Genomic DNA, 17870 nt, shown 5'->3' with positions numbered 1-17870 from the left:
AAAGGGGCGCGGATCATATCTGCCTTAACCCCGGCATTCTCTACTGTCTCCACCGCTTTTACGATCTGGTGGTCTCCCTCTCCCGACAGCATTGGTTACAGCTTATCTGCGACATCAAGGGTAATCAGCCACTGATTGGCCCCAGTGTGGGGTTGGAGAATTTTCTATTTGGTTCAAGCCGTCAGGCGCTGGGGCGAGTAGGAGAGGTATTGAGGGACTTGCAGGGGGGAACCTGTTTTTACTGTAACAAGGCGATACACGGGAGTGGTGAGGTAGACCATTTCATCCCCTGGCGTCGTTATCCAATCGATTTGGGTCACAACTTCGTACTGGCACACGCCAACTGTAATCGGAGCAAACGTGTAACCGACCACAGAGAATGAAAAAACCGGGAGCAGCCGAAAGTAAGTGGGAATTCGTGGGACAAACTCAAGGCTGACAAGGCTTAGAAGGCGATCCGAAGGTGCCAGGCGCGCGCGGCGCCAAAATGAAAGACGGCGCATGAATATGGTGTTTAATGCGCCGGAAATGATAAACGAGATTTACCCTTGAACTGGTGGTTTAACCGGGTGTTTAAATGCAGCGGCCAAATAGCTTGGCGAGGCCACATCACAATTTCAGATAGTCGCAGTTAAAAAAAATCATGCCCGAGCCAAACCACCTTGCCAATGATGCTCAACGAGTCCAGCTCGTTCGGCATAACCGCCAGGGTGTCGTATCCGGTTTTATTGTCGCTGATGATGTTCACCCCGCCATCAACCCGCTTCTGCAGCCGCTTGGCATAGAGTTCATCCCCCAGACGAAGCACGAACAGGCCGCCATCCTGGATCTGGTTGCGGCTTATATCCACCAGGATAGAGTCGCCAGAATGGATGGTTGGCTCCATGCTGTCCCCCTTGGCAAACACCACTACCAGGTTATCTGGGTTCAACTGGCGGTATTTGAGCCACTTACGGCGGAACGCCAGCCTGCGTTTAACACTATGGTCATCATTAAACGCGCCATGCCCGGCACTCACCGAGATGTGGTAGCCGTCGATCAGCACATACTCTTCATCAAACTCCTCCCATTTGTAACAAATAGAAGGCTCTGATATCACCTTGATATTGTTGTCTTTTTTATATTCTTCGTTGAGCGTGTGAGTCGATGGATTTGCTGATGCTGGCTCATCGGCTGAGCTACCTGACAGCAACCAAACCAAATCCACGCCTTTTGCCCGCGCGATGGCGAGAGCGTCATCAGCTCTGGGAATGCGGCCTTTTAAAAAGGTGCGGACAGCGCCCTCTGAGAGTCCGATCTCTTCTGCGAATGAGCGCACGCTTTGGGTACCAATGACCTCAGTTAAACGCTCAGGGAAGGATCCGATCCCACTCCTAAGAAACGGATCTGCATTTCCGATCTGGTTCTCGTTTTCCGATTCCATCATATCCCTTTTAAATCAAGCAGTTAAAAGCGCATCTCATTATGCGTACATTTGTGAGTGTCGGAAGCGTACATTTATCATTTCTAGTGATTGACGTGCGTACGAAACGGATCAATAATCACGAATGTTCGCAGTGCGTATAAATGTAAAGTGTACGCAATGCGAATAACCAACGGATATTAACACGGAATGAACCGATGGAAATACGAAGCGCGAAACACATACATGCACACCTTGTAGCCAAAGGCTCAAGCTGTCGTGCATGGGCCCTGTCTCGTGATTACAACCCACGAACAGTCCAGCTGTATGTTCAAATGTACGCGCCTGACACTAACCGGTTACCACGGGATGGATCCCTTGCCGACAGGATCATGAAAGAGCTGTATGAGTTCATTGGTTACCAGCAAGGGGCCGAGTCAGGTGAGGAGCATGACCATGAGTGAGTGGTTTACTTCGATTAAACTGGCCGGTTTGCCTGGTCTGCCTGCAACAGATCGCGCAATTCGGATCCGGGCTAGCAAAGAGAATTGGAAATCCAGACCAAGGGAAGTAGGTAAAGGCAGCGAGTTCCACATCAGTTCACTGCCAGCAGAAACCCGCCGTTATCTGGCTGAGCAGGCTGTGGCTGAGCAAGGTCAGGCCGTGACCGATCACAGTGCTGGCGGCAAGGCGATGGCCAAGCTATTGGAGCGGGAGCGCCCGGTCAAGCCTGATGCTGGCCGCAAACTGCTGACCCTGAGCGAAGCCCCACGCAAAAAAGTAGATGCCAGACTGCTGATTTTGCAGGCCGCCGATATCTTTCTGGCGCCCTATCACGCCTGCCAGCAAGGGGAGGTTGGTCGCCGGATCTTTATCGAGGCATACCGTACCCGCAGCCTGCAGTTGCCAGCCAGCGTCTATGAGCGGCAAAAACCGTTCAGCCTGATCACGCTGCGCCGTTGGCAAAGCTCGCTGGCTAATGAAGGCCCAGCTGCACTGGCTGGCAATTATCAGCGTGAACGGCCCTCAACCGTTGAGCAAAGCCCTGAGTTGGCCCAGTTCCTCACCGCATTGGTGACGGCCAAGCCACACCTGGCCAACAAGTGGGGCGCTCTGCATGAGCTTGCCACCGAGTACAACGAGATGAACAAGCTGGGATGGCATATCCCCAGCCAGTCATCCCTGCGCCGCTGGATGGTCAAGTGGTTGGCTGAAAACAAAGTGGCCTTTACCTATGCCACCAACCCGGATGCCTACAACAACAAATACCGCACAGCCATCGAGGAAATGTATCCCTGGATGGGTCAGCCGAACGATGTGTGGGAGTTCGACAGCACTCCGGTCGATGCCATGTTGGTGGATGGCCGTCACAGCATTATCGCGGTGATCGACGTGTATACCCGTCGCGTTCGTCTGCTGGTGGCCAAGAGCTCATCCAGTGAGGGGATCTGCCTGTTGCTGCGCAAGACCTTGTTGGCCTGGGGCACCCTCAACGACAACGGTGTGATGCGTACCGATAACGGCTCTGACTACGTGAGTCAGCGGGTCATGTCGATCTGCACCCTGCTGGATATCAATGTCAGCCGCTCCAATGCCTATTCGGGTTGGGAAAAGCCCTTTATCGAGCGATTTTTCCGCACCCTGAGCCACGGTCTGATCGAGTTGTTGCCCTCCTATATAGGCCACTGCGTGGCTGACAGGCAGGTGATTGAAGCCCGCAAGAGCTTTGCCCAGCGGTTGGAAGAAAAGCGCAAACCGGATGCGGAAAAAGAAATTTATGAGTTGGCGATGACTGCCCAAGAGCTGCAGACCCTGCTCGATAACTGGCTGGATGCCCGCTACCACAACAAAAAGCACAGCTCACTGGGGATGACCCCAAACGAGAAGTACCAGAGCGCCCGTTATCAGCGACGCGCCATTACCGATGAGTCTGCGTTGGATCTGCTGCTCAACCATATCGGTGAGGCGACCGTCTCCAAGGGCTTTATCAAGGCCGGTGGCCTCAAATACAGCGCCCCGGAGCTGTTGGAGCATACCTGGAAGGGCCAGCGGGTCAGCGTGTTTCTCGATCCGAACGATGTGGGCCGGGCCACCTTGTACCGCACCGGAGATTGGGGAGAGCGAGTGGAGGCAATCAATACCGAACTGCTCGGCAATGGCATCAGTCCAGACGCATTCCGTGCCGCCAAGCGTGAGGATGCCAAGGTGCTGGCCCGCTTCCGCCGCGAGATGCGCAATGTGGCCAAGACATTTGGCATCGACCAGTTGCATCAGGATGTGGTCACTCACTTTGTTGAGCAGGCCAAGGATGTGGCCCAGTTCAAGCGCTCGGATCTGAACCTCGACAACCCGGCGTTGGCCGCCCTAACAGGGGTTGCGGCACCCACTGAACCGGTCGGGTTCAGCGCGGCAGAACTGGCTGCCATCGAAGCAAGACGCGAGGAGAAAGCCAAGCGACTAGAAGCGACGGCAGGGCAGGAGTCTCGGGCGCTTAAAACCGAATACGAACAGGCCATCCATTTGGCCGAAAAAGAATTGGATTCACCGCTGACCGAGCGGGAGAAGGAGTGGCTGACCAAGTATCTCTACAGCCACAAGCTGATGGCAAAACGGATCAATCGCCATCTGGATGAAGTTAGGGCCACACGTCAGAACCAGGCAAATGGATAACGTGCAGCCCTGTTTAAACCATAGATAAAGGACATAAACACTATGAAACACAAGATCGTTGAAGTCAAAAACATGATCAAGACCGAGCAACTGCTCGACAACTTGCTTAACCGCTCCAGCATCGTGCCGGGCATTGGCTTGATCCATGGCCCCTCCGGCTTTGGCAAGACCACAGCCGTGGAGTGGCTGTTCAACCAGGACGAAGTAAACGGCATCTATGTTCGCTGCTACAAGGCCGATACGGTGACCAGCCTGCTGGAGCAGATTGCCAAAGAGATTGGCATCCCCCAGCGCCATAACCTGCGGGCCCAGGTCGATAGCATTGTCGAAGCCGTGCGGGCCGAAGAGCTGGCCATCTTCGTGGACGAGGCCGATTACGTGGTTGGCAATGCCCGCATCATGGAGACCCTGCGCGATATCTACGATGCCACCGAACAACCGCTGATCCTGGTCGGGATGGAAGAGATTGCCCGCCGCATCAGCCAACGCAAGCAGCTGTTTAACCGCATCTCCCAGTGGATCGAATTCAAACCGGCTGATCTCGATGACGTGTCCCTGATTGCCAGCGAAATGCTGGAGGTGGACGTGGAAATTGACGATGCCTTGCTGGATCTCATCCGCAAACGTTCCAACGGGGTGGTTCGTACCATCGTCTCAGCCCTCGACAAGATCGAGAAGATGGCCATGGCCTCTGACGCTCGCATCATCCGCCTGGAGGATGTAGACGCCAGCGAACTGCTGCATGACGTGCGCCGCAGCCGTTAGCTGCCAGATATACCCCAATAACAACAAAGCACGGGAGGGATACCAGTGGTTGATATGAGTGGTAAATCCAAGACGGAAATTGCGTGGTTGTGGATGTGTGAGCAACCCCAATTTTCAATAAAGGAAGTTATCGATGGTGTCGGGATCAATAAGCAGCAGATTTATCGGACTGTCAGTGCTTGGGTTGATAACGGATTTTTAAAACTCATTACCCCGATAGCGAAGAAACGTGAACGGATCTATCAAGTGGCGGACACGTCTGTATCACCCCGCCTTGGGAGTGGCGTCAGACAGGCTGACTCAAAAGGGAATGAGCGTAAGCGCACTTATAAAAAGCGCAGAAATCGCAAGAAAACGGTTCAGCAAAAGATATGGAACACCATGAAGATTAGCCGCCGTTTTACCTTGGCTGATTTGATGATTACCGCGAATACCAATCGTAATACCGCATGGCATTACACCAATGAATTGGTACGCGCTGGATATGTGAGGCTGGCCGTTCATGTTAATCCCAAGATGTCAGTACAAGACAAATATGGGTTGGCAAATATTTACCAGCTAATTCGAGATACAGGGCGATTTGCTCCAATCAGAAGAGATAACGGCTGTTGGGATCAGAACCAGCAACGGCTTTATCCGTTCCTGGTTGAGGAGGGTGAACATGGAAACGTGGCTTGAGGTGTTAAAGGCAGAGGTCGCCGCCACTTCACTGGCGGTGGTGGCTGAAAAGCTCGGCTTGTCGCGCACCCTTATCAGCCAGGTGTGTAACGAGAAATACCCCGGTGACTTGGAGCGGGTGCAGATGTTGGTTGAGGGCAACCTGATGGGTCAAAAGGTGATTTGCCCCATTCTTGGCGCGATCCCTGTTCATCAGTGCCTTGCCCATCAGCGCCGTGGCCCCAGTGATGTGGGCAGCAGCCCGATGGATATCAAGCTCTGGAAGGCTTGCCGCTCAGGCTGCCCCCATAGCCAGCTGACGGAGGAGCAGCAACTGCGCCGCCCGATGCGGTTATCGGTTGAGCAGGGCAAAGGGTCACAGAAAACGGCTCGCTATGACGCCGAGGCTACCCTCTCCAGGTTACGCCGTCAGGCCAAGAGCGATGGCGACAATGCCAGTTCGTCGCTGCGCATCCTGAGTGAGCTGCTGGCGGAAGAGCTGAAAATCATGGGTATCAAATACAACCGACTGCTCGACAAGCAAGAAGGCAAATAACGGTTGGCGGGGGTTGGGCTCGGAATAAGCAGTGGGCCCGGTGATGAATCACAAGGAGAACGGGATGAAAAAGAATCTGCGCAGTAATTTGCACAAGACTGCCGAACAGCTCAGCCACTGGTTGAAGGCCAGAGGATGTGAAGTCCGCACCAGCCAGGTGCGCTACACCCCGCTGCTGGCCGTCACTGGCCCTTTGCCACAAGCGATGAAGGCCCGCGCCGTATTAAGCCGCGAATGCCTGGCTGGCGTGGTTCGGGAGGTCGCCCTGGTGCGCTTTGGCGGCTGCCTGCTGCACTGGCGCCAATAAGGAGAATGGAGATGGCCAAGATAGAGCTCGATATCGAAGACGAAGCACTGGCCAAGGTCGTGCTGCGTCAATTACCCAAGTTCCTCGAATTTTGCCGTGCGACTCACCTGGAAGAGCAGGTACTCGGCCCAGCGAAACAGCAGGCTGCCGCCGTGTGCTATCAGATGCCCGGCAGCAACAAGATCCATTAAGGAGAACCCTATGCAAGAAGCACAAACCGGCAGTACCACCCCGATGCGCCAGAACGCCCAAGGGCACTGGGTACCGGAAAACCTGATCACTCCGGCTGACAAGCTGCGCGATGAAGTAGTGATGGGCATCATTGCGGCAGCCCGCGAGCAGCGTTCGCAGCTGGCCGCCTTCAAGATTGGCGCCATGCAGCAGATCAACGACTTTGTTGACCTGTCATCCGAGCAGTACGGCGTGGCGTGGGGCGGTACTAAGGGCAACGTGACCCTGCTCAGTTTCGACGGCCGTTACAAGCTGATCCGGGCGGTGGGGGAGCACCGCAAATTTGATGAACGGATCCAGGCTGCCAAGGTGCTGATTGACCAGTGCATCGCCCGCTGGAGCGATGGGGCCAGTCCTAAACTGCGGGCCCTGGTTGACCACGCTTTTCGGGTTTCCAAAGCCGGTCATATCGACGTTAACCAGGTGCTCTCCTTGCGTCAGCTCAACATCGAAGACGCCGACTGGGAGCAGGCCATGCAGGCGATCGCCGATGCCATTCAGGTGACCGGTACCAGCCAATATCTGCGGCTCTATGAGCGTGACGCCCAGGGGCGTTACATCCAGATGAGCCTGGATCTGGCCAAGTTGTAAGGGAGGGAGACGCGATGGAAATCAACGTGGATATGGCCGAGGAGCAACTGCAGCTCTGTGAGCAGATCACTGAAACCGAGGGCACCTGCTACCCCGACGACACCTATGAGGATGGCATCAAGGCCGCCCTGCTCTGGGCGCTAGGGCTGGGGCCTGCCCCCCTCAATGTCGAGGAGTATCAAGGGGCGAAGCCACTGCAGTTCGAGTAATGGCCCGATGCGAAACGGGGCGGCATTGCCGCCCTGTCTGCCCGATGTGGTGATCGGGTACTGATGAGCAGCTAGGGATAAGCAGATGAAAAGTCGAATTTTAGAGAAGATCAAGAAGCTGCTGGCCATGGTCGAACGGGGCAACCCCCATGAGTCAGCCAATGCGATGAAGAAGATCCAGGCGTTGATGGCGGAGCATCAGCTCTCCAGCGAAGACGTGGCCTTGAGCGGCATCGATACCGCCAGCGCCAAGGCGGCCAACAGCAGTAAGAAGCAACCGGGTTGGAGCCATGGCCTGCTCACCATTATCGCCGAGGCGTTTGGGGTTGAAGCGATCTTTCAATGGACAGGCTTTCCACGCCGCCAGATGCAGGTTGTTTTTATTGGGCCAGCCGAACGGGCGGAAATCGCGGGCTACGTCTATAGCGTGCTGGCTCGCCAGTTGCTGGCATCCCGCCGTGAGTTTCTGGCCACGCTGAACAAGCGCATGAAGAGCACCACCAAGACGGCCAGAGCTGACCTGTTTTGCGAGGGATGGTGCCAAGGGGTGTACGGCAAGGTGGTGGCATTGGTACCGAGTGAGCATGAAAACGAGCTGGTTGCCCAGTACAAGGCCAAGCACTTCCCCCATTTGGTAAAGGGCAAGATCAGAGAGAGCAAGGCGACCAGACGCGATGAGGGGGCTCGCTACGATGGCTATGTGAGCGGCAAACAGGTGGAGCTCAATGCTGGAGTGAAGGGGCAAGAGCTGGCCAAGCTGGAGGCCATATGAAATCAGGCCGCAATCAGATGTTGAGCCATGAGCTGGATGCTCTGCTTAAGCGATGGGAGCGGCGGCGAATAGCCTCTTTTTGGATAGGTCTTAATCTGCTGGCTGGCGTGTTCGCGCTGGCCATCCTTGTGGCTCAGTAACCGAGGTGACATATGGAAAATGTGAAAGCGCTGCTCAATACCAGCGTGGCCGATGCCAAAAGCTCCCTGGAATGCCAACTGATGAGCAACCCGCCGCAGGCCCTGAACGATGCGCAGCTGGCCGCTGACTTTATCAACCAGTACGGCACGGCTACCGGCCAGAAATCCCGGTTGGCCATGCTGACCTCCATCATTAACAAAGCCCGCAAACAGTTATCTCACTAAGCGAAACCATCCCGAGCGACTGCTCGGGATGGTCTGCCCGGCGTGGTGGCCGGGCACTGATGAGCAGCCGACCTGGGCCCAGGTCTTCACCGCCTCGATAAAGGAGCACGGCGATGACTAAAACAGAGATGGATATTCGGCTTACCAAGATATTCAGCACCGCAGCCATTGCACTGGCTGCAGCTGAAAAACGGGCTGTGTGCAAACAGCTCAAACAGTTTATTCGAGAGGCCCGCGCCCAAGGGCTATTTGCCCTGGCGGGGGAAGCAAGCCAGATGCGCTGGCAACTGGTGGCTGAACTGCAGCAAGCCAGAGCGGTGGCGCTGGAGGCCAGCCATGGCCATGTCTAACTGGCAACGACTGCTGGCCTACGTGATGAAGTTTGGCAACCTGAGCCAGCAGCAGGCAGAGCAGTGGCTCGATAGCCATTGCCCTCAGTGGCGTAGTGGGCCTGACGTGATGGCGGCCGGGCAAATCTGGATGAAAAAGACGGGGAGGGGGAATTGAACACCTTAGCTAACAATCAGCCAAATGCTGCGCAGAGTGGTGATCGTACCCGCCTGATCCGTCTGGTTCAGGTTGGCAGGCGCACCCTGGGGCTAGATGAGGAGACCTATCGGGCGTTGCTGGAGCAGCAGAGTGGCAAGCGTTCGGCGGCCGAGTTGACGATCCCGGAGCTGGACAAGGTGCTGCTGGCCATGAAGGGGGCAGGGTTTAAACCGACGGTTAAACGCCCTGTTAAAGGGGCGGTTAAAGCGGGAGGGCACAAGCGTTTAAGCCCGGCCCGTGGGGCCCATGCCAAAACCGCCGAGATAAACGTGATCCGGGCAGTATGGATCACCATGCACCGCCATGGCCTGCTGCGCGATGGCAGTGAGACGGCCTTGAATCACTATGTTGAGCGGCAAACGGTACGGCTTAACAACGGCATCGGCGTGGCAGAGGTGGCCTGGCTCACAGATGGGTTGGCTTACCAGGTGCTTGAGTCGCTGAAAAACTGGCACAAGCGGGAGCTGGTCGCCCGGCTTGTCGCGGCCAAGAAAACCGTACCCACCAATGGGAAGTCCGGGCGAGTGGCCGGTTATCAGGCCGTTGTGGCGGCGTTTGAGGAGATGAATGATGGACGCTAACGCTGAGAATCTGGACTTGTTCGCCGATGATCATGAGTCGCTGGGGCAGCTTGTCGATCGCCTGGATCAGATCCCGACCACCGAACTGACGGCCAAATGGCCCAAAGCCCTGGCCGAGTTGGTCGATGTGCTGGCCTGCGAGTTGGTCAGAGGGGGAATGGAGCCGGAGCTGGCCAAGGCTCAGGCCCGCAAGTTGGCGCTGGTACAGGCCCATTACATGGGGGGCCGTGCCTACTACATCCCCACTGGGGATCATCTCAAGGCCGCGTTACGTGACCGGGCTATCTGGGACGAGTTCAATGGGCGGAATATCGATGTGCTGGCCCGTAAGCATGGCCTCTCAGTGCCACAGACCTATGCGGTGGTGGCCGAACAGCGCGAACTGACCCGCCGCCGCCATCAACCTGACCTGTTTGGCTATCAATAGAGATGCGATTCACATTAAAGAGAAACCCCGCTGCGGCGGGGTTTCTCTTTTGGCTCTGATGTTTTAGCCTGAATTTCCAACAAGGAGGTGCGTGTGACAAGGTGTATGTGGTTGGTCGCTGGGGTGCTGTGGGCAGGCGCGTCGGTTGGTGCCGTAAAGTATAAATGCGATGGGGAATGGGTGGACTATTGGCCATGTGACAAAGAGCAGGTCGATCATAGCAACGCCATTCAAGCCATGAAGGATGAATACTCAGCTAGAGCGTCTGAACCCGAGCCGGTTATGGATGCCCCAGTCAGCACATCATCCCCCGTGTCTGGTTGTGGCAGTGAGGATGTAAAGTGCTTTGCTGACAAGGCCAGGTCTGATGCTCTGATTCCTTGCAAACATAGTATTGAAAGCAGGGCTCGGTACGATTACGAATGGACGGACAGCCTGTTTGGCAAACCGCTTTTTGAATTTGACTACATGTGGGGGATTCCGCCTAACGTTGTCGTGTACTACGGCTCGGCGTTGAAGGCCCAAAATGGATTTGGTGCCTGGAAAGAAATGTACTATCAATGTTGGTACAACGTGAGAACCTCACAGATTGAAAGGGTGGTTTTAAGATAGCTGCATTCATGTAACCCACCATAAACCCATGCCATAAAGGCCCCTCGGTACGCTGCTGATAACGCAGTTCACCGAGGGGCCTTTATGTTATCACTCGCACTTAAATGGCTGCTTCGTCCTGATGTGGAAGGGGGCGAAGTCAACCATCCCGCCGACCGTGGTGGTCATACCAAGTACGGCATTGCCGATGCCGCCGATGGCAAGAAGGACGGCATGGCCGACCTCGATCGGGATGGGGTGCCCGATATCGCTATCGGTGATCTGACTCCTGCCCATACCGAGCCCTTTTACCGCCAGAACTACTGGATGCCCGCCCGCTGTGACCTGATTGCGAGCTTAAGCCCGGCCCTCTCTATCGCCGTGTTTGATGCAGCGGTGCATCACGGGCCGAAACGCGCCATCCAACAGCTGCAGCAGGTCTTGGGGGTGATGGCAGATGGTCGCCTTGGCCCGGTATCGATTGGCAGGCTCAAGCAGCAACTGGGCGCCAAGGGAGAGGGCCAGTTCCTGCTGGCGCTGATGATGCAGCGGGCCAGCTTCATGCACGGCATTGTGCGCAAAGACCCGAGCCAGTGGGCCAATGCTGATGGCTGGATCAACCGGCTGCTGCGTCTGCAGAGCTACCTCCTTTCTGACGTGGTTGGCGAGGTGGTGGCATGAGCGTGCTGACCATCAAGCAACAGAACGCGGCGGCCGCGATCCAGGCTGCGGGCTACTTTGGCATTCCTGAGCTCAAGAACCCCCGTTACCTCGCTTGCTTCAAGGATGGGCGCAAAGCCCATCTCAAGGCCGCTTTGGCCAATCAGATCGCTGACCCGAAGGCGATCCCGCTCTATAGCCACCACCAGACCCGTCAATCCCTGTTCGAGAAAGGGTGGCGTTCGGTGACCGAACTGGATCGCCTGCGGGCCCGTGCCCGTCATTCCCAACCTCAACAAAAGGAAGTCCATCATGCCTGATTCCCTGTTACCTCAAGCGAAGTCTGCCTTCAAAAGCCGCACCGTGATCGGTGGTGTGATTGCCGTGGGGGCCGGTATTGCGGGCCTGTTCGGTGTGCCGGTCGATGCGGGTACCCAAGCCAGCTTGGCATCCACCCTGGTGGATCTGGCCAGTGCGGTGGGTGGCCTGCTCGCCATCTGGGGCCGCATCAAGGCGACTCATACCGTCAAGTAAGAGAGGTCATGTGACAAACCTCATAGACCGCGCCCAGCAGGCCGATGCCGATCGGACTGGGCGCATTATCGAAGCCCACCAGAACAGGGCAAGGCCACACGGCGATGGTATCTGCTGCGATTGTGACGAAGCCATCCCGCCCTCCCGCCTTGCAGCCGAGCCTGGTGCCGAGCGCTGTATCGAGTGCCAGACCCTGTATGAGCGCAAGGAGGCGACCCGTGTGGGAATTCATCGTTAAGAACTGGGGCCCGCTCTATGCGTTGGCCAGCCTGGTGGGTCTGGTGGTCATCATCTTGCTCTCCAAAACCTACGCCAAGCGCGAAGACCTCACTGCCCTGGTGCAGAGAGTCCAGCGGGTGGAGCAGGTACTGGCTGACCTGCCGAGCGAGCGTGAGCTGCACAAGCTGCAGTTGGAGATCAGCGAGTTGCGGGGGGAGTTGCGGGAGGTGAAGCCGGAGCTGCGCCAAGCCCGTCGCCTTGCCGATCTGCTGTTGGAAAATGAACTCAAGGAGAAGGCATGAGTATTCAAGCGATATTGGACGCCCAGCAGCGGCTGGTGATCCTGCGCTCCCTGCTGGATATCGGTGGTGCCGCCAACGAGTCAATCCTCAATGACTGCCTCGACCAGCTGGGTACCGGCCGGGTGACGCGGGATCGGGTGAAGACCCTGCTGGCCTGGCTGGAAGAGCAGGGGCTGGTGCGCATCGAGCGACTGGCCACGGTGCAGGTGGCTCACTTGACCGGTCGGGGCCAGGACGCGGCAGAGGGCCGGGCAACGGTGCCCGGCGTCAAGAAGCCCCGAGCGGAGGATTAAGCATGGCCGAGAAACCGACCCGAGGCCGCGCCAGCAAGGTGTGGCTGCTGCCTGAGTCCATCCGCAACGCGCTCAACGAGATGCTGCGGGACAAGGGCAACAGTCAGGCCGCCATCCTGGATGAAATCAACGGCCTGATCGAGGAGGCGGGGCTGCCCGATGATCTCAAGCTCTCCCGCTCCGGGTTAAGCCGTCATGCCAGCCAGGTTGAACAGGTCGGCCAGCACCTGCGGGATTTGCGCGAAACCACGGCCGCCTTGACCTCCCAGCTTGGCGACAAGCCGATGGGGGAGACCACCAAGCTCATTCTGGAGCTGGGCCGCTCCCAGCTGTTCAAGGCGATGCTGGCTCAGGTGCAGAACCCGGAGGAGGCGGTGGATATCGACATGCTGAAAAATGCCATGCTGGCGGCTCAGCGGCTCGAATCGACCGCCATGCAGAGCCATAAGCGGGAGAAAGAGATCCGCCTGGCATTTGCCGAAGAGATTGCCGCCAAGACCGAAGCCATCGTGACCCAGGCGGGCTTGAGTGGTGAGGCTGCCGCCGCCATTCGCCGTGAAATATTGGGGATTGCCTGATGAGCACGATCGCCCAGCAGTTGGCCCAGACCCTGGGTACCGAATACAACCCCGACGAGGTGTTGCTGCCGTACCAGCGGATCTGGATTGCCGACGAGAGCCCGCTCAAGATTGCCGAGAAGAGCCGCCGTACCGGTATCACCTGGGCGGAGGCGGCTGACGCGGCTCTGACGGCATCCAAGACCAAGACGGCTGGCGGTTGCCACCACTTCTATGTGGGCAGCAACAAGGAGATGGCCCGCGAGTTTATCGATGCGGTGGCGATGTGGGCCAAGGCGTACAACAAGGCGGCAGGTGAGATCCAGGAGGAGGTGTTCACCGACGACGAGGATAAGGCGATCCTCACCTTCGTGGTCTATTTCGCCTCTGGCTTCAAGGTGCAGGCGCTCTCCAGCAACCCCTCCAACCTGCGGGGGATGCAGGGCAATGTGACCATCGACGAGGCCGCATTCCACGACCGACTGGCCGAGGTGTTGAAGGCCGCCATGGCGCTGACTATGTGGGGCGCCAAGGTGCGCTTGATCAGTACCCATAACGGCGTTGATAACCTGTTTAACCAGCTTATAAACGACAGCCGAGCGGGCCGCAAAGAGTATTCCATCCATACCATCAGCCTGGACGATGCCTGCCGCCAGGGACTCTATCGCCGGATCTGCCAGGTCAAGGGTGGCCTTTGGACACAGGAAGCTGAGGACGCCTGGAAGGCGGGGCTGCTCAAGGCCACCGCCACCGAAGAGGATGCCCTTGAGGAGTATTTCTGCGTACCCAAGCAGAGCAGTGGCGTCTATATCAAGCGCACCCTGATTGAGCGTGCGATGCAACCGGATATCCCCATCCTGCGCTTTACCGCCCCCAAAGACTTCGAGCTCTCGAGCGAGGAAGCCCGCAAGGCGGTGGTGGATATCTGGTGCGAGGAGAACCTCAAGCCCTGTCTGGAAGCGCTTGATCACAGTTGTCGTCATGCGTTTGGAGAGGACTTCGCCCGCAAGGGGGACTTGTCGGTGTTCGTGCCGCTCTCTATCTCCACCAACTTGCGCAAACAGGTGCCCTTTGTGGTGGAGCTGGTCAATGCCCCCTATGAGAGTCAGCGCCAGATCCTGTTCTACCTGCTGCAGGGGTTGCACCGTTTCACGGCGGCGGCCTTCGATGCCACCGGTAACGGCGGCTATCTGGCAGAGGCTGCCAGACTGCGCTGGGGCGCCAGCATGATCGAGTGCGTGATGCTCAATGACCCCTGGTATCGGGAGTGGATGCCCAAGCTCAAGGCAGAGTTTGAGGATGGCAACCTGACAATCCCGCGCCATGCAGACGTGCAGGATGACTTGGGGAAAATCCAGGTCATCAACGGCATCCCCAAGATCGACAAGGGCAAGAACACCGGCCAAGGGGGCCAACAGCGCCACGGTGACTTTGCGGTGGCCTTGGCCATGGCGGTGCGGGCCAGCTGGATGGAGGGGGGCGCCATCGAGTTCACCCCACTACCAGGTAAACGTGATGACCATGGCAGCGACAACAACGATGACTATCACCGATATGAGCGAGGAGCCTGGTAATGGGCAGGATCATTGATATCCATGGCAAAGCCATGAGCCTGGAAAAAGAGCCGCAGACCGAGAACGATGCCAAGTTGGCCCAGCTGCGCCGTCACTACAGCGATCATCCGACCATCGGGCTGACCCCAGGCAAAGCGGCTGCGGCGCTGAAAGAGGCCGAGGAGGGTGGCCTGATCGCCCAGTGCGAGCTGGCCGAAGACATGGAGGAGAAGGATGCCCACCTGCAGAGCGAGCTCGGCAAACGCCGCCGTGCCCTGCTTGGGGTGAGCTGGACAATCGAGCCACCCCGCAACGCCACCCCGGCCGAGAAGCGTGATGCCGAGCTTATCCGGGAGCTGCTGGAGGACTTCACCTGGTTGGATGATGCCATCTTTGACGCCACCGACGGGATCCTCAAGGGGTTCAGTGCCCAGGAGTTCAGCGGCTGGGAGATGGTCGAGGGGCTGCAAATCCCCAAGGGTATCATCTGGCGCGACCCTGCCTGGTTCCAGACCCACCCGGACGATCGCAATCAGCTGCGCTTGCGAGACGGCAGCCAGGAAGGGGTTGCCCTCAACCCGTTTGGCTGGTTGCTGCACAAGGCCAAGTCCAAATCGGGGTATCTGGCCCGCACCGGCCTTGTTCGCACCCTGGTCTGGCCGTTCCTTTTCAAGAACTACAGTGTGCGGGATCTTGCCGAGTTTCTGGAGATCTACGGCCTGCCGGTGCGGCTGGGGAAATACCCGGAAGGGGCGACCGAAAAAGAGAAGGCCACCCTGCTGCAGGCGGTGCTCTCCATCGGTCATAACGCCGGGGGCATTATCCCGCGCGGGATGGAGATTGAGTTCCAGAACGCTGCCAGTGGTCAGGCCGATCCCTTCGTGGTGATGATGGAGTGGTGCGAGCGCTCCATGAGCAAGGCCATTCTGGGGGGCACCTTGACCTCACAGGCTGATGGTAAGAGTTCGACCAATGCCCTGGGTAATGTTCATAACGAGGTGCGCCAGGAGGTACGGGATGCTGATCTCCGCCAGCTGGCCGCCACCCTGACCCGCGATCTGGTTTATCCGCTCTATGCCCTGAACGGCAAGAGCTACCAGGGCCCGCGCCGCTGTCCCCGGTTGGAGTTTGATGTGACCGAGCCAGAGGATATGCAGCAGCTGGCTGGGCCGCTGCGCACTCTGGTCTCTATTGGCATGAAGATCCCGACCCAGTGGGTCTATGACAAGTTGCAGATCCCGGTGCCCACCGCTCAGGAAGAGGTATTGGTCATTCAGGATAATCGGGGGGGAACAGTGGAGGCTGAGCTCAAGGCTCGGCTGACCCGTCAGGGACTGGCGGCACTGGCCGCAAATAAAGCAGCGCGGGGAGATAACAACGATGCCCAGTTGGCCCGGCTGCAGGCCGAGGCGGCCCCTCTGCTGGCGGGGATGACCGATGCTGTCCAGGCGCTGGTGATGCAGGCCACTACCCTGGAAGAGATCCGGGATGGCTTGTTGGCACTGGAACCTGAGCTCAGCCATGACGAACTGGGGGCGCTGATGGCGCAAGCCATCGCCGCCAGCGAGCTGCTCGGGATGCTTGAGATGGAGGAGGGGCGCTGATGCCCGTTCGCTATGGTTCCTTGCCCTTTGCCGAGGCGATCGCCTTCTTTCGCCAGAAGCTCGATATGCCAAGCGAACGCTGGGTCGATGTGTGGCGCGATGCCCATAACCGCGCCTTTATGGTGGCGGGGGCCACCAAGACCGATCTGCTGGCTGACCTGCGCGGGGCGGTAGACAAGGCGATCAGTGAAGGGCAATCCATTGGGGCCTTTCAGAAGGCGTTCAAGGAGATTGTGGCCCGCCACGGTTGGGAGCATACCGGCCCGGCATCGTGGCGCTCCCGCGTCATCTTCGAGACCAACCTGCGCCAGAGCTATAACGCCGGGCGTGAGGAACAGATCCAGCGCATCAAGCACAAACGCCCCTATGCGCTCTATCGTCATGGGGACTCCGAGCACCCCAGGGAGTTGCACCTCAAGTGGAACAACCTGGTGCTGCCGGTTGATCACCCCTGGTGGGAGACGCACAGCCCCAGCAATGGCTATGGCTGCAAGTGCAAGAAGTTCCTGCTCTCCGAGGCAGACCTCAAGCGGCGCGGCTTGGTGGTCGGCAAGGCCCCGGACGATGGCGAATATGAGTGGGTGGACAAGGCCACTGGGGAGTTGCACAAGATCCCCAGAGGTATCGACCCCGGCTTTGATTATCGGCCCCAGACCCCGGCCGACCTGACCAAGGTGGTGACCAAGCGCGAAGCGGCCAAGCCTGCGTTGGCCGAGCGCCTGCCAGAGCGGATAGTGGAGAGCGCCTTCTCCAGCGTCAAAGGTGTCACCGCCCAAGGTTTGAGTGATCTGCTGACCCAGTTGCCAGCCCCCCAGCGCGAACCCTTGGCGGCGTTCCTCAAGGCGCATCCGGTCAAAACGCTGTTTATCAAGCAGAGCGAGATGGGGAAGGGGGCGGCCAGCCTGAAGGTAGCACCCGCGATAGGTGAATATCTGGGGATGGATCCTAACAGTGTCAGGGCTTGGTATACCTTGCGTGGAGCAACCAAGACTAACGGCTTTACCTTTGCGCAGGCCGACCATGTGGTGATTAAAGTAGCAGCCAGCGACAAGCTGGGTGGTGTGGATATGCAGTCCGTACAGGTGGCGGCAGCTCAAGTTATCTCGGATGCCAAGGCTAACCAAGGCCCACGAACCTGGCAGCCACGCGGTAGCAGTGGGGACTCGTTCCGCTTACACTGGAGTATATCGTCTAATGTTGGTGACACCCTGGGGCCCGCTGCCCAGCGCATCTCTACCTGGTTGCATGAGCTTGGCCATCAAGTTCACTTTTGGGCAGGAGAGCCGGATCTTAGTAGGCTGGGATTGCTGACTGAATATGGCGCCAAGAGTCGCCGTGAAAAGGCTGCAGAAGCATTTGCCGCGTGGGTTCTGGCCAGAGAGCAGTTGATGGAGCACTACCCAGAGCTGGCTGCACAAGTCGAAGCCATGCTGACAAAGGCCGCCCAGGCTACCACCAAATCCAAATGACGATGG

26 protein-coding genes and 2 other RNA genes are annotated in these 17870 nt (G+C 57.9%); 27 read left to right on the top strand and 1 reads right to left on the bottom strand.

The window, feature by feature from the left end:
- A partial coding sequence (locus tag AB5Y86_RS17810; RefSeq protein ID WP_368193636.1) for an HNH endonuclease occupies positions 1 to 383 on the top strand: 383 nt, incomplete at its 5' end.
- A 248-nt stretch (positions 384 to 631) separates the two neighbouring features.
- On the opposite strand, the gene AB5Y86_RS17805 is transcribed toward AB5Y86_RS17810, so the two are convergent.
- Positions 632 to 1426 (bottom strand): helix-turn-helix transcriptional regulator, encoded by a 795-nt coding sequence (locus AB5Y86_RS17805; protein WP_234781335.1) that lies wholly within the window; start codon positions 1424 to 1426, stop codon positions 632 to 634.
- Between the two features lie 432 nt (positions 1427 to 1858).
- Here AB5Y86_RS17805 and AB5Y86_RS17800 point away from each other — a divergent pair, with 432 nt between their 5' ends.
- The 26 genes from AB5Y86_RS17800 (at position 1859) to AB5Y86_RS17675 (ending at position 17864) form a co-directional block, all read left to right on the top strand.
- The gene (locus tag AB5Y86_RS17800; protein ID WP_368193634.1) at positions 1859 to 4072 is read left to right on the top strand and encodes a DNA-binding protein; all 2214 of its coding nucleotides are present in this window, start codon (positions 1859 to 1861) and stop codon (positions 4070 to 4072) included.
- Positions 4073 to 4114: 42 nt separating this feature from the next.
- Complete coding sequence (locus AB5Y86_RS17795) at positions 4115 to 4837, top strand: AAA family ATPase (protein ID WP_058059563.1); 723 nt, start codon at positions 4115 to 4117, stop codon at positions 4835 to 4837.
- 45 nt (positions 4838 to 4882) lie between these two features.
- Positions 4883 to 5515, top strand: coding sequence for a hypothetical protein (locus AB5Y86_RS17790; RefSeq protein ID WP_152985928.1), 633 nt, complete (start codon positions 4883 to 4885; stop codon positions 5513 to 5515).
- Positions 5499 to 6050, top strand: a complete 552-nt coding sequence (locus tag AB5Y86_RS17785) for a hypothetical protein (protein WP_058059561.1) — start codon at positions 5499 to 5501, stop codon at positions 6048 to 6050. Before AB5Y86_RS17790 ends, AB5Y86_RS17785 begins: the two co-directional genes overlap by 17 nt.
- A gap of 64 nt (positions 6051 to 6114) precedes the next feature.
- Entirely contained in the window at positions 6115 to 6357 is a 243-nt protein-coding gene (locus AB5Y86_RS17780; RefSeq protein WP_227094957.1) for a hypothetical protein, read from the top strand.
- Between the two features lie 11 nt (positions 6358 to 6368).
- Positions 6369 to 6548 (top strand): hypothetical protein, encoded by a 180-nt coding sequence (locus tag AB5Y86_RS17775; RefSeq protein ID WP_076495035.1) that lies wholly within the window; start codon positions 6369 to 6371, stop codon positions 6546 to 6548.
- Between the two features lie 10 nt (positions 6549 to 6558).
- Positions 6559 to 7179, top strand: coding sequence for a DUF3164 family protein (locus AB5Y86_RS17770; protein WP_224967840.1), 621 nt, complete (start codon positions 6559 to 6561; stop codon positions 7177 to 7179).
- Between the two features lie 14 nt (positions 7180 to 7193).
- A complete protein-coding gene (locus AB5Y86_RS17765; RefSeq protein ID WP_182932662.1) occupies positions 7194 to 7388 on the top strand; it encodes a hypothetical protein in 195 nt (64 codons plus the stop codon).
- Between the two features lie 7 nt (positions 7389 to 7395).
- Positions 7396 to 7465, top strand: an RNA gene (locus tag AB5Y86_RS17760) — hammerhead ribozyme type II.
- Between the two features lie 8 nt (positions 7466 to 7473).
- A complete protein-coding gene (locus AB5Y86_RS17755; RefSeq protein WP_224967838.1) occupies positions 7474 to 8160 on the top strand; it encodes a DUF2786 domain-containing protein in 687 nt (228 codons plus the stop codon).
- A 152-nt stretch (positions 8161 to 8312) separates the two neighbouring features.
- Positions 8313 to 8525 carry a hypothetical protein gene (locus tag AB5Y86_RS17750; RefSeq protein WP_224967836.1) on the top strand — a complete coding sequence of 71 codons (213 nt, stop codon included), beginning with the start codon at positions 8313 to 8315 and terminating at the stop codon, positions 8523 to 8525.
- Positions 8524 to 8598, top strand: an RNA gene (locus tag AB5Y86_RS17745) — hammerhead ribozyme type II. The genes AB5Y86_RS17750 and AB5Y86_RS17745 overlap by 2 nt, the downstream gene beginning before the upstream one ends.
- A gap of 40 nt (positions 8599 to 8638) precedes the next feature.
- Positions 8639 to 8875: a hypothetical protein gene (locus AB5Y86_RS17740; protein WP_224967834.1), complete on the top strand. Its 237-nt coding sequence runs from the start codon at positions 8639 to 8641 to the stop codon at positions 8873 to 8875.
- Positions 8862 to 9032, top strand: a complete 171-nt coding sequence (locus AB5Y86_RS17735; protein WP_162838756.1) for a hypothetical protein — start codon at positions 8862 to 8864, stop codon at positions 9030 to 9032. The genes AB5Y86_RS17740 and AB5Y86_RS17735 overlap by 14 nt, the downstream gene beginning before the upstream one ends.
- On the top strand, positions 9029 to 9655 hold the full coding sequence (locus tag AB5Y86_RS17730; protein ID WP_224967832.1) for a gp16 family protein: 627 nt from the start codon (positions 9029 to 9031) through the stop codon (positions 9653 to 9655). Before AB5Y86_RS17735 ends, AB5Y86_RS17730 begins: the two co-directional genes overlap by 4 nt.
- Positions 9645 to 10082 carry a Mor transcription activator family protein gene (locus AB5Y86_RS17725; RefSeq protein WP_058059553.1) on the top strand — a complete coding sequence of 146 codons (438 nt, stop codon included), beginning with the start codon at positions 9645 to 9647 and terminating at the stop codon, positions 10080 to 10082. Before AB5Y86_RS17730 ends, AB5Y86_RS17725 begins: the two co-directional genes overlap by 11 nt.
- Positions 10083 to 10778: 696 nt before the next feature.
- Entirely contained in the window at positions 10779 to 11354 is a 576-nt protein-coding gene (locus AB5Y86_RS17720; protein ID WP_224967828.1) for a glycoside hydrolase family 108 protein, read from the top strand.
- Entirely contained in the window at positions 11351 to 11653 is a 303-nt protein-coding gene (locus AB5Y86_RS17715) for a hypothetical protein (protein WP_224967826.1), read from the top strand. Before AB5Y86_RS17720 ends, AB5Y86_RS17715 begins: the two co-directional genes overlap by 4 nt.
- A complete protein-coding gene (locus tag AB5Y86_RS17710) occupies positions 11646 to 11867 on the top strand; it encodes a hypothetical protein (RefSeq protein ID WP_058059549.1) in 222 nt (73 codons plus the stop codon). Before AB5Y86_RS17715 ends, AB5Y86_RS17710 begins: the two co-directional genes overlap by 8 nt.
- 10 nt (positions 11868 to 11877) lie before the next feature.
- Complete coding sequence (locus AB5Y86_RS17705; protein ID WP_076495051.1) at positions 11878 to 12105, top strand: TraR/DksA C4-type zinc finger protein; 228 nt, start codon at positions 11878 to 11880, stop codon at positions 12103 to 12105.
- Positions 12086 to 12388: a DUF2730 family protein gene (locus AB5Y86_RS17700; RefSeq protein WP_081042918.1), complete on the top strand. Its 303-nt coding sequence runs from the start codon at positions 12086 to 12088 to the stop codon at positions 12386 to 12388. The genes AB5Y86_RS17705 and AB5Y86_RS17700 overlap by 20 nt, the downstream gene beginning before the upstream one ends.
- Complete coding sequence (locus AB5Y86_RS17695; RefSeq protein ID WP_058059547.1) at positions 12385 to 12681, top strand: hypothetical protein; 297 nt, start codon at positions 12385 to 12387, stop codon at positions 12679 to 12681. The genes AB5Y86_RS17700 and AB5Y86_RS17695 overlap by 4 nt, the downstream gene beginning before the upstream one ends.
- A 2-nt stretch (positions 12682 to 12683) precedes the next feature.
- Positions 12684 to 13259 carry a DUF3486 family protein gene (locus tag AB5Y86_RS17690; protein ID WP_224967824.1) on the top strand — a complete coding sequence of 192 codons (576 nt, stop codon included), beginning with the start codon at positions 12684 to 12686 and terminating at the stop codon, positions 13257 to 13259.
- Positions 13259 to 14812, top strand: a complete 1554-nt coding sequence (locus AB5Y86_RS17685) for a terminase family protein (protein ID WP_224967822.1) — start codon at positions 13259 to 13261, stop codon at positions 14810 to 14812. Before AB5Y86_RS17690 ends, AB5Y86_RS17685 begins: the two co-directional genes overlap by 1 nt.
- The gene (locus tag AB5Y86_RS17680) at positions 14812 to 16395 is read left to right on the top strand and encodes a DUF935 domain-containing protein (RefSeq protein ID WP_368193630.1); all 1584 of its coding nucleotides are present in this window, start codon (positions 14812 to 14814) and stop codon (positions 16393 to 16395) included. Before AB5Y86_RS17685 ends, AB5Y86_RS17680 begins: the two co-directional genes overlap by 1 nt.
- Positions 16395 to 17864 carry a phage minor head protein gene (locus AB5Y86_RS17675; RefSeq protein WP_224967819.1) on the top strand — a complete coding sequence of 490 codons (1470 nt, stop codon included), beginning with the start codon at positions 16395 to 16397 and terminating at the stop codon, positions 17862 to 17864. Before AB5Y86_RS17680 ends, AB5Y86_RS17675 begins: the two co-directional genes overlap by 1 nt.
- The last annotated feature ends 6 nt before the right edge of the window (positions 17865 to 17870 follow it).

This window comes from Aeromonas sp. s8, from assembly GCF_040907785.1.
GTDB classification, from domain to species: Bacteria; Pseudomonadota; Gammaproteobacteria; order Enterobacterales; family Aeromonadaceae; genus Aeromonas; species Aeromonas veronii.
The sequence above is the reverse complement of the archived record's forward strand: the minus strand, read 5'-3'. Positions and strand labels throughout refer to the sequence as shown.

What these genes read in the sequence shown, in the direction of transcription:
- AB5Y86_RS17805 (WP_234781335.1), bottom strand. Translation starts at nt 1,426, where the DNA reads ATGATGGAATCGGAAAACGAGAACCAGATCGGAAATGCAGATCCGTTT.
- AB5Y86_RS17800 (WP_368193634.1), top strand. Translation starts at nt 1,859, where the DNA reads ATGAGTGAGTGGTTTACTTCGATTAAACTGGCCGGTTTGCCTGGTCTG.
- AB5Y86_RS17795 (WP_058059563.1), top strand. Translation starts at nt 4,115, where the DNA reads ATGAAACACAAGATCGTTGAAGTCAAAAACATGATCAAGACCGAGCAA.
- AB5Y86_RS17785 (WP_058059561.1), top strand. Translation starts at nt 5,499, where the DNA reads ATGGAAACGTGGCTTGAGGTGTTAAAGGCAGAGGTCGCCGCCACTTCA.
- AB5Y86_RS17780 (WP_227094957.1), top strand. Translation starts at nt 6,115, where the DNA reads ATGAAAAAGAATCTGCGCAGTAATTTGCACAAGACTGCCGAACAGCTC.
- AB5Y86_RS17775 (WP_076495035.1), top strand. Translation starts at nt 6,369, where the DNA reads ATGGCCAAGATAGAGCTCGATATCGAAGACGAAGCACTGGCCAAGGTC.
- AB5Y86_RS17770 (WP_224967840.1), top strand. Translation starts at nt 6,559, where the DNA reads ATGCAAGAAGCACAAACCGGCAGTACCACCCCGATGCGCCAGAACGCC.
- AB5Y86_RS17765 (WP_182932662.1), top strand. Translation starts at nt 7,194, where the DNA reads ATGGAAATCAACGTGGATATGGCCGAGGAGCAACTGCAGCTCTGTGAG.
- AB5Y86_RS17755 (WP_224967838.1), top strand. Translation starts at nt 7,474, where the DNA reads ATGAAAAGTCGAATTTTAGAGAAGATCAAGAAGCTGCTGGCCATGGTC.
- AB5Y86_RS17750 (WP_224967836.1), top strand. Translation starts at nt 8,313, where the DNA reads ATGGAAAATGTGAAAGCGCTGCTCAATACCAGCGTGGCCGATGCCAAA.
- AB5Y86_RS17740 (WP_224967834.1), top strand. Translation starts at nt 8,639, where the DNA reads ATGACTAAAACAGAGATGGATATTCGGCTTACCAAGATATTCAGCACC.
- AB5Y86_RS17735 (WP_162838756.1), top strand. Translation starts at nt 8,862, where the DNA reads ATGGCCATGTCTAACTGGCAACGACTGCTGGCCTACGTGATGAAGTTT.
- AB5Y86_RS17725 (WP_058059553.1), top strand. Translation starts at nt 9,645, where the DNA reads ATGGACGCTAACGCTGAGAATCTGGACTTGTTCGCCGATGATCATGAG.
- AB5Y86_RS17720 (WP_224967828.1), top strand. Translation starts at nt 10,779, where the DNA reads ATGTTATCACTCGCACTTAAATGGCTGCTTCGTCCTGATGTGGAAGGG.
- AB5Y86_RS17715 (WP_224967826.1), top strand. Translation starts at nt 11,351, where the DNA reads ATGAGCGTGCTGACCATCAAGCAACAGAACGCGGCGGCCGCGATCCAG.
- AB5Y86_RS17710 (WP_058059549.1), top strand. Translation starts at nt 11,646, where the DNA reads ATGCCTGATTCCCTGTTACCTCAAGCGAAGTCTGCCTTCAAAAGCCGC.
- AB5Y86_RS17695 (WP_058059547.1), top strand. Translation starts at nt 12,385, where the DNA reads ATGAGTATTCAAGCGATATTGGACGCCCAGCAGCGGCTGGTGATCCTG.
- AB5Y86_RS17690 (WP_224967824.1), top strand. Translation starts at nt 12,684, where the DNA reads ATGGCCGAGAAACCGACCCGAGGCCGCGCCAGCAAGGTGTGGCTGCTG.
- AB5Y86_RS17685 (WP_224967822.1), top strand. Translation starts at nt 13,259, where the DNA reads ATGAGCACGATCGCCCAGCAGTTGGCCCAGACCCTGGGTACCGAATAC.
- AB5Y86_RS17680 (WP_368193630.1), top strand. Translation starts at nt 14,812, where the DNA reads ATGGGCAGGATCATTGATATCCATGGCAAAGCCATGAGCCTGGAAAAA.
- AB5Y86_RS17675 (WP_224967819.1), top strand. Translation starts at nt 16,395, where the DNA reads ATGCCCGTTCGCTATGGTTCCTTGCCCTTTGCCGAGGCGATCGCCTTC.